Origin of the sequence: Pseudactinotalea sp. (genome assembly GCF_048594945.1) — a bacterium.
Taxonomy (GTDB): Bacteria; Actinomycetota; Actinomycetes; order Actinomycetales; family Beutenbergiaceae; genus Pseudactinotalea.
This window is the reverse complement of sequence record NZ_JBMDXJ010000415.1, coordinates 1-7,883: the sequence shown is the minus strand read 5'-3', so window position 1 is coordinate 7,883 and position 7,883 is coordinate 1. Positions and strand designations below refer to the sequence as shown.

Annotated in this window: 11 protein-coding genes and 1 pseudogene; 9 read left to right on the top strand and 3 right to left on the bottom strand. The window is 69.6% G+C overall.

The genetic code is table 11. The features are described 5' to 3' along the window. The 3 genes and pseudogenes from ACOJSN_RS19040 to ACOJSN_RS19030 all read right to left on the bottom strand — a co-directional run. A pseudogene (locus ACOJSN_RS19040) lies at positions 1-739 on the bottom strand (hypothetical protein); the annotation flags it as partial. 3 nt (positions 740-742) lie between these two features. Further along, positions 743-1,159, bottom strand: coding sequence for a hypothetical protein (locus tag ACOJSN_RS19035; protein WP_420114062.1), 417 nt, complete (start codon positions 1,157-1,159; stop codon positions 743-745). A 150-nt stretch (positions 1,160-1,309) separates the two neighbouring features. Next, the gene (locus ACOJSN_RS19030) at positions 1,310-2,440 is read right to left on the bottom strand and encodes a hypothetical protein (protein ID WP_420114061.1); all 1,131 of its coding nucleotides are present in this window, start codon (positions 2,438-2,440) and stop codon (positions 1,310-1,312) included. Between the two features lie 263 nt (positions 2,441-2,703). Between ACOJSN_RS19030 and ACOJSN_RS19025 the strand changes: the two genes are divergently transcribed. The 9 genes from ACOJSN_RS19025 to ACOJSN_RS18985 all read left to right on the top strand — a co-directional run. Beyond that, on the top strand, positions 2,704-2,853 hold the full coding sequence (locus ACOJSN_RS19025) for a hypothetical protein (RefSeq protein ID WP_420114060.1): 150 nt from the start codon (positions 2,704-2,706) through the stop codon (positions 2,851-2,853). Beyond that, on the top strand, positions 2,850-3,797 hold the full coding sequence (locus ACOJSN_RS19020) for a type II secretion system F family protein (RefSeq protein WP_420114059.1): 948 nt from the start codon (positions 2,850-2,852) through the stop codon (positions 3,795-3,797). Before ACOJSN_RS19025 ends, ACOJSN_RS19020 begins: the two co-directional genes overlap by 4 nt. A 23-nt stretch (positions 3,798-3,820) precedes the next feature. Further along, positions 3,821-4,003 (top strand): hypothetical protein, encoded by a 183-nt coding sequence (locus ACOJSN_RS19015; protein WP_420114064.1) that lies wholly within the window; start codon positions 3,821-3,823, stop codon positions 4,001-4,003. After that, positions 4,000-4,365, top strand: coding sequence for a TadE/TadG family type IV pilus assembly protein (locus ACOJSN_RS19010; protein WP_420114063.1), 366 nt, complete (start codon positions 4,000-4,002; stop codon positions 4,363-4,365). Before ACOJSN_RS19015 ends, ACOJSN_RS19010 begins: the two co-directional genes overlap by 4 nt. After that, the gene (locus ACOJSN_RS19005; RefSeq protein WP_420114058.1) at positions 4,362-4,853 is read left to right on the top strand and encodes a pilus assembly protein; all 492 of its coding nucleotides are present in this window, start codon (positions 4,362-4,364) and stop codon (positions 4,851-4,853) included. The genes ACOJSN_RS19010 and ACOJSN_RS19005 overlap by 4 nt, the downstream gene beginning before the upstream one ends. After that, complete coding sequence (locus tag ACOJSN_RS19000; RefSeq protein ID WP_420114057.1) at positions 4,846-5,322, top strand: pilus assembly protein TadG-related protein; 477 nt, start codon at positions 4,846-4,848, stop codon at positions 5,320-5,322. The genes ACOJSN_RS19005 and ACOJSN_RS19000 overlap by 8 nt, the downstream gene beginning before the upstream one ends. A gap of 125 nt (positions 5,323-5,447) precedes the next feature. After that, a complete protein-coding gene (locus tag ACOJSN_RS18995; RefSeq protein WP_420114056.1) occupies positions 5,448-5,981 on the top strand; it encodes an RNA polymerase sigma factor in 534 nt (177 codons plus the stop codon). Beyond that, on the top strand, positions 5,978-7,264 hold the full coding sequence (locus ACOJSN_RS18990; RefSeq protein WP_420114055.1) for a hypothetical protein: 1,287 nt from the start codon (positions 5,978-5,980) through the stop codon (positions 7,262-7,264). The genes ACOJSN_RS18995 and ACOJSN_RS18990 overlap by 4 nt, the downstream gene beginning before the upstream one ends. A 129-nt stretch (positions 7,265-7,393) precedes the next feature. Continuing rightward, the coding region (locus tag ACOJSN_RS18985; protein ID WP_420114054.1) for a hypothetical protein at positions 7,394-7,883 on the top strand (490 nt) is incomplete at its 3' end.

The following is a 7,883-nucleotide window of genomic DNA, read 5'->3' as shown; positions in this document are numbered from 1 at the left end:
GGCGCAGACGCGAGGGGTGATCGGGGGTGCTGCGTCGTAACGGAGTCACGTCCGCCAACTCGGGCGGTGGCATCGGCACCTGCTCGGGCAGGTCGTCCTGACGGTCAGTGGGGTCGACCCCTGCCTGTCGCAGGATCGCGTCGAGGTCGGGTTCCTCGGGCTCTGGTTCGGGTTCGGGTTCGGGTTCGTCGTCCTGATCGGCGGGGTCCGGCTGCCCGACAACCTCGCCCTCGATGACCGTGACGTCGCTTCCATCCTCGATCTGAAAGCCACCATCGCGCAGGATGCCCTCGACCATCCCCTCCCACGGCTTCACTTCGTGGGTGATGTCGGCCTTCTCGTGGTGGCCGGTGCGGTTCAGGACCATCGCGATGGCACGCAGCTTGTCCGCGTCGCTGGTGGCCCGGTTCTCGATGATGCGACCGAGTTCGACCAGCGCCGGGTCGACCATCTCCAACAGCCGCTCACGCGCAGCCTTCTTCACGATTGGCAGTTGACCGCCATGCGTGTCACAGACCGTGCCACCCGTGATGGCGAACTTCTGGCAGGGCTTGCCATCGGTCCGCGTCGCCGTGCAGCGCATCGCCTGACGATTGTGCTGCACGGCCTCTGGCGTGGTGGTGGTCTCGACGCCACCGTGAGCGGCGCAGGTGGTCGCACCCCGCACCGCGTCACGTTGGCACTGCTGGCCGAAGTTGGGCGACTTCTCGCTCGCGACCGTCGCTTCACACCTCGGCACCGGTCACTCCCTCCAGACGATCGGGTCGTACTCGGTCTCGATCGCGATCGCGTGGAACTCGCAAAAGTGGAACTGGAAGATCGTCGCGCCCGCGCTGACCCACAGCCGACGGGTCGTCTTGTAGCTGGAGTTCACGTTGCAGAGCACGCACGCGGCGGGCTCCTTGTAGTCGGGGTGACGCCCGGCAGGGGGCGCGTCATGGTCGTCGTACACGCGAGGGTGCACGATCACCGGACGCGGACCGTGAAGTGCAGGGTTCTCGACGGTGAACTCGGTCTCGGGACGACCCACGTTGTCGCGGATGAACGCAGACAGCACCGGGTGCTCGTGCAACTGCCCGTTGTCTGGGGCGAGGCGCTCAGCCTCAGCGATAGCCATCATCGTCTGGTCCGCCATCGCGGAGACAGTCGGAGAGGTCATGGTGAAGCTCCTAAGCCCGATGATCCCGATGATTGCCGGAGCGGGAATGCATCGGGGAACATTCCCGCCCCGGCTATTGCGATTGTTTCAGGATTCGCCTCGCTATATCCGAATCTCATAAAGCAACCGCATGGAAGGGGTAAACCTGGATCAGAAGACCAAGGTCGGCGGCACGTACGAGCCGGTCGCCTTCACCTGCATGACCGCCGCCGCGCCACGGTGACGGACACCGACGCCGAACCCGCGAGACAGGTACGAGTCCACGAGCGGGTACCGCGCGTTGTCACCGGGGATCTGCACCAGACCACGCAGCTCAGCGCGAGGGTGCTCCCGGAACGCGAGCGGGTTGCGTCCGCTGCCCGGACCGGCCGACGCCAGCGACACCACGTACCCGGCAGGGACATGGAAGTCTTCGACGATCAGCGCGCCGCCGTAGGAGCCGATGACCTTCAGCCCGTGGAACGAACCGCCCGGCCGCGACCCGACCAGCGTCTGGGTCGTCAGGTACGGGATCGAGGTGTCCGACGCGACGAAGTCGTAGGACGCGCCGTTCGACCCTGCGCGGAAGGTCGAGATGACCTTGGCCTCGGTCTTGCTCGCGAGGATCACCATCGTGTCACCCACGACGCGCCCGTGCCCGTGCTCTTCGACGGTCTCGATCAGCGTCTCGACGTCGGTCGGGTCGATGACCGCCGCCCCGGACACGAGGTAGTGCGAGTGGCCGGAGTCGAACGAGGTGCCCGCGAAGGTCGGCGGCGTCTTGCCGTCCGTGCCGTTGTAGAGGGAGTACACGGGGACGCCCTGGTAGGTCCGGTTCGTGTTGCCGAACAGCGCGTTCATGATGTGGCGGTACTGGTTGCGGTTGTCTGCATCGAGGAAGGCGTTGTGGATGTGCCGCAGGTCCTCGGCTGTCGCGTCCTGCAGGAACCGCCACGTGTACCGCTTCGCGCTGTCCCACCACTTGAACGGGTACCCGAGCGGGTCGCCCACGGGCTCAGACGGACGCCCCGAGCCAGGCTCACCGAACTCGGTGGCCTCCTCGAACTCGACCCCGGTCGAACCGGAGACGAGGTAGTCGACGGCGTTCGTGGTGTTGAACGTGAACAGCTCGGCGATCGCGAGCCGGTCCTTGTTGACGAGGTCGATCGCCTCCTGGAACTCGTTCCGGAGATCGTTGAGGTCGACGCCGTCAGCGGTGGACGTGACGAGGTCCGCCTGCGTGATGATGCCGCGCTCGGCGTACTGGACGCCGTCCATGAAGGACAGGTCGATGGTGCTCATAGCCCCTCCTGGGCGTAGATGTGAGAGTCAACGTGGTGTCTGACGCCCCGCACCTCTGATGCCCTGGGGTCTGCGTCTCGGTCCGCATCCGACTACCCGAGGAGGACCCGCTACTTGCCGCCTCTGGCGGTTTCGCGTCTTGGGTGGCCTCTGACCACCCGCCTCGTGATCCAATCTAGCCCAGCCGTGCCTATCGGACCTGGATGCAGCAGGCAACTTCTTAGACAGCCGTAGCTGCCGCCGCGCCGTGGCTGGTGCTGGCGATGCTGAGCACCCGGGCCACCACGATCCAGGCGTACAACTCCGCCACTGGCGTGGTCGTGCTGCTGGTCGGGGCAGGGGCCTCGGTGCTCGCATACCAGGCGATGGTCCGGCTCGGGCGGCTGCCCGAGGACGTGCGGGTGCTGCGATGAGCGCGTACCTGACTCCGGCCGGTCTGACCGGTGCCGGCATCGGCCTCGTCTTCGGCGTCGGGCTCGTGCTGATCATCTGGCGGATCTCGGCACGTCGGATCCGCCTGGTCGACCGGGTGGCGCCGTACCTGCAGGAGCGGCCGACCACGTCACGGCTGCTCGCCGACTCGCACGTGGTCACACCCTTCCCCACCCTGGAGCGGATCGTGCGGCCGGTGGCGCGCGACATCGGCGGGGTGCTCGAGCGGCTCGGCAGCGGCGCCGGCTCGATCCGGCGCCGCCTCGTGCGCGCCGGCACCTCGACCACGCTCGAGGCCTTCCGCACCGAGCAGGTCATCTGGGCCACCCTCGGGCTCGCGATCGGGCTGGTGCTCGCGCTGATCATCGGCGTGGCCCGTGGGGTCTCGCTGCTGCCGCTGATCGTGCTGGTGGTGCTGTGCGCCGTGGGCGGCGCGCTGCTGCGCGACCACCGGCTCACCCAGCAGGTGCAGCAGCGCGAGCGCCGCATGATCGCCGAGTTCCCCACGATCGCCGAACTCCTCGCCCTGTCGGTCGGCGCCGGCGAGTCACCGCTCGCGGCGCTGGAGCGGGTCGCCCGCAGCACCCGCGGCGAGCTCGCCGGCGAGATCGGCCTCATGCTCGCCGACGTGCGCTCCGGGGTGGGTCTCGGCCCCGCGCTCGACGGCATGGCCCGCCGCACCGAGCTCGCCAGCATCGCCCGCTTCACCGACGGCATCGGCACGGCCGTGGAGCGTGGCACCCCGCTCTCGGAGGTGCTGCGCGCGCAGGCACAGGACGCCCGCGAAGTCGGCCACCGCGCCCTCATGGAGGAGGGCGGCCGCCGCGAGGTGCTCATGATGATCCCTGTCGTCTTCCTCATGCTCCCCGTCACGATCCTGTTCGCCGTGTTCCCGGGCCTGTCCGTGCTCGCGATCACCTTGTAGACCTCCCATGGAAGGACACCTCGATGAGATCTCTCCGACGGCGCTGGACCGCCCTCGCAGCCGACCCCGAGCGGGGCGACGTGCCCGGCTGGGTGATGATCACCCTGATGACCGCCGGACTCGTGGTCCTGATCTGGGCGCTCGCCGGCGAGGCGCTGACCCAGGTGTTCAACGAGGCGATCGACCGGATCCTCGGGGGCGGCTGAGCGAACGAGGCTCGGCAGTCGTCGACTTCCTGCTGGTCTCGCTGCTGCTGACCGTGCTGGTGCTGGGCGTGGTGCAGCTCGCACTCGCGCTGCACGTGCGCACGATGCTCACCGACGCCGCTGCGGAGGGCGCCCGGTACGCGGCGTTGCACGGGAGTGACCTGGCGGCCGGCCAGGAGCGCACCGCCGAGCTGATCGCGATGACGCTCCCTGAGAGCTACGCGCAGAGCATCGCCGCCGGCTACGACACCCATGGTGATGTCACGCTGGTCACGGTGACCGTGAGCGCACCGCTGCCGGTGCTCGGTCTCCTGGGACCGGGAGGGACGATCGTCGTCACCGGCCGGGCGGTGGAGGAGTGAGAGCCCGACGGCGGTGGCCGGCCCTCGTCCGGATGCTCACCCGGGTGCGTGCCCGGCTAGGGGATCCGGAGCGTGGCAGCGCGGTGGTCGAGTTCCTCGGCGTCTCGTTGGTGCTGCTGGTGCCGCTGGTGTACCTGATCCTCACGATGGCGCGGATCCAGGCGGCGAGCTTCGCGGCGGAGGGAGCGGCCCGCGAGGCGGGACGGCTGATCGCGCAGGCCGACACGATCGAGGAGGGGATCGTCGCGGCGCAGCTCGGGGTGCAGCTGGCGTTCGCCGATCAGGGCATCGAGGTGGATCCCGCCGCGGCGCTGGAGGTGACGTGCTCGGTTCCCGAGTGCCTCACCGCGGGGGAGTACGTGCTGATCGAGGTGCACACCGAGGTGGCGTTGCCGCTGGCACCGGACTTCCTCAGCGGGACGCTGCCCACCTCGGTGGCGATCTCGGCCGACGCGATGACCGCGGTCAGCGGGTTCCGAGATGACTGATCGGCTGCGCGTGCGGCTGCGCGAGGACGACGGCCAGATCATGTTGCTGTCGATCTTCTACGGCCTGATCGCGCTCGCCCTGGTGCTCGTGGTGGTGTCGGTGTCGGCGATCTATCTCGAGCGCAAGCAGCTGCTGGCGCTGGCCGACGCGGTCGCTGCGGATGCCGCCGACGCCATCGACGAGGGCTCCTACTTCCACGACGGCCGCCCGCGAGACCCCGCGCTCCCGCTCACCGACGCCTCGGTGCACCAGGCGGCGGAGGACTACCTTGCCGCCGCCCCGACGGGGCTGGTCGACTTCGAGGCGCTGACGATCGCCGATCCCACGGGCACCCCGAACGGGACGACGGCGGAGGTGACCTTGTCCGCCGTCGTGCGTCCGCCGTTGGTCACCTGGGCGATCTCGCCCTGGCGAGACGGTTTCGTGGTCTCGGTGACGGCAAGCGCCGAGGCGGAGGGTGCGGAGTGAGCGCTCGGTCTGAGCCCGGTCCGGGCGTCGCACGGGGCTGTGACGAATCGGCGCCGCGCCGCACCCAACCGAGACACGCGCTCGTTCGTAGGACACGATGAAGGAGCCGAGGAACGGGGTGAGGTGTGAGCACGTGGGAGGAGACCTTGGCTGCGCTCGTGCGCGAGCACGGTCAACGTCTGCACCGCACCGCGTATCTGCTCTGCGGTGACAGGCACGGCGCCGAGGACCTGGTGCAGGAGGCGTTCGTGCGAGCGCTCGGCAGGCGCCGCAGCGCTGCCCAGGTGGCCCGAGGCGTCGAGACCCATGAGGCGGAGGCCTACCTGCGCCGCACCATCCTCAACCTGTACCTCGATTCCTACCGACGGCGGCGTCGGTGGGTCGGCATCCGACACCTCGTGGCCCGGCCGGACCGGGTCGACTCCACGGCCGGGTCCGTGGAGCAGAGGCTGGATGCCACCCACGCGCTCGCGCAGCTGCCCCCGCAGGTGCGTGCGTGCGTGGTGCTGCACTACTACGGCGATCTCTCTGTCGCACAGGTGGCCGCCGAGCTCGGCCTCGCCGACGGCTCGGTGAAGCGCTACCTGAGCGACGGGCGAGCGATCCTGGCAGTCAGCCTCTCCGACGACGCCGACTCGAGCGCGGGAGGGAAGTCATGAACGCCGACGACATGAAGAGGCTGCTCGAGAAGTCCCTGCACGAGGGCGGCATGGAGGGCGCACCGGGCCCGGACGAGACCTTGATCGCCGGCCGCGTGCGGGGCGCCCGACGGCGGCGCGTTGCCGCATCGGGCCTGGCCGGCGTGGCCTCGATCGCCCTGGTCGCGGCGGTGGTGTGGCAGGTGGGCGGATTCAGCAACGAGCCGAACCCGCCCGCAACTCCCACCACGACGATCGACCCCACCGACGACCCCACGGGCGACCCGACCGAGACCGCGACCGAGACGCCCACCGACGACCCGACCGATGATCCGACCGGCGGGGAGACGGACCCCGCTGACTGGTCGGACGCCGTCTTCCCGGAGTGCGGCGATACCTTCGCGGGGCTGCCTGAGCGCACGTCCCAGCTGGTGGCCACGCAAGGCCCGAGCGAGACCCTCGGCACCGGCGGTGGCCAGTGGCTGACGCAGGTGGAGAACACCGGGGCCACGCCGATCCAGGCGGACGTCGCACTGTCTCAGACGGTGGTTGTCGACTCCGCCGGCACGGTGGTGGCCACGGTCGACATGCCCGACGACGTGATCTGGGGCGCCGAGGGCGGCTTCCACCTCGCGATCGAGCCCGGTGAGACGCTCCCGTTCCGCGTGCAGGGCTCGTACGAGTGCGCGGGTGATGCGGGACCGCTGGGCGACGGCGAGTACGAGGTGTACGTGATGTTCACCATGGGAGACGCCGGCAGCACGGCGCCCGACGATCTCGAGCAGGCTCAGGGTGGCCCGTTCCCGCTGGTGATCGACGAGTCCGTGGAGACCTCGCCCGTGGAGCTGGACCAGCCTGACGGGGCGGTGTCATGGGCGCACGAGTGCCAGGCGCCCTGGACCGAGCCGGCGATCGAGACCGGTTTCGAGCTGGAGGTGATCGGTACGCAGATCCGCTCGGAGCGAGCCGCGACTGACGACATCGCAGGCGGTGAGACCCGGCTCACCGTGACTCAACGGGTCACGGGGACGCTCTACAACGACGTGGTGCTGATCCAGGACGGTCAGATCGTCTCGCCCGGACTCTTCGGGGACTCCCAGTCCGAGTACTCCCTCAGCGCCGGCAGCGAGATCGACCTCGGGTTCGGCAGCTCGCTACTCGGCTGCGACGGCACCACGCTGCCGCCAGGCGACTACCAGGCCGTGGTGGTGACGCTGCTGCACCAGTGGTCCGCGGGGGCGGAGGACGGTTCTGTCACCTCCATCGTGGCGGCGACGGACCCGGTCGATCTCGAGCTGACCTGACTCTCGGAAGTAGGTTCCGTCGCGAACCCAACCGGATGGCGGGCTCGTTCGTCGAGATGGGTGAGGGGTGCCCGCAGGGGGCGGCATCCCCGCACTCGACCGAGACCCCCATGGAGGAGGCCGATCATGATGACCGAGCCGATCGAGGACGCGACGAGGGCGGCGACGCGCGAGCGACGCCGTCGAGCAGCCGGTGTGCTGGGGGGTGTGGCTGCGCTCGCCCTGGTGGCCGCGGCCTGCCAGGGACCGCCGGCGGCAGGCGGCGGGGGCACCACCGAGCCCGAGACGACCGAGGAACCCACGACCGAGCCCACCGAGGAGCCCACGGGCGGGGAGGGGACGAGCGGCGGGAGCGATGCCGGGCTCCCGGACTTCTCCGACGCAGTCTTTCCGGAGTGCGGCGAGGCGTTTACCGGCCTGCCGGAGCGGACCTCCGACCTGGTGGTCGAGGGGGGACCGAGCGAGGCGCTCCCGGAGTACGGCGGCGGCTGGATGGCCACCGTCACCAACAACGGTGACGAGCTGGTGCAGGGGCAGATCGCGATGATGCAGCTTGTGGTCGTCGACGGCGAGGGCAACGTCGTCGCCGCGCCGGACCCCGACGACCCGATCTTCTTCG

What these genes read in the sequence shown, in the direction of transcription:
- ACOJSN_RS19000 (WP_420114057.1), top strand. Translation starts at nt 4,846, where the DNA reads ATGACTGATCGGCTGCGCGTGCGGCTGCGCGAGGACGACGGCCAGATC.
- ACOJSN_RS19030 (WP_420114061.1), bottom strand. Translation starts at nt 2,440, where the DNA reads ATGAGCACCATCGACCTGTCCTTCATGGACGGCGTCCAGTACGCCGAG.
- ACOJSN_RS19025 (WP_420114060.1), top strand. Translation starts at nt 2,704, where the DNA reads ATGCTGAGCACCCGGGCCACCACGATCCAGGCGTACAACTCCGCCACT.
- ACOJSN_RS19035 (WP_420114062.1), bottom strand. Translation starts at nt 1,159, where the DNA reads ATGACCTCTCCGACTGTCTCCGCGATGGCGGACCAGACGATGATGGCT.
- ACOJSN_RS19020 (WP_420114059.1), top strand. Translation starts at nt 2,850, where the DNA reads ATGAGCGCGTACCTGACTCCGGCCGGTCTGACCGGTGCCGGCATCGGC.
- ACOJSN_RS18990 (WP_420114055.1), top strand. Translation starts at nt 5,978, where the DNA reads ATGAACGCCGACGACATGAAGAGGCTGCTCGAGAAGTCCCTGCACGAG.
- ACOJSN_RS19015 (WP_420114064.1), top strand. Translation starts at nt 3,821, where the DNA reads ATGAGATCTCTCCGACGGCGCTGGACCGCCCTCGCAGCCGACCCCGAG.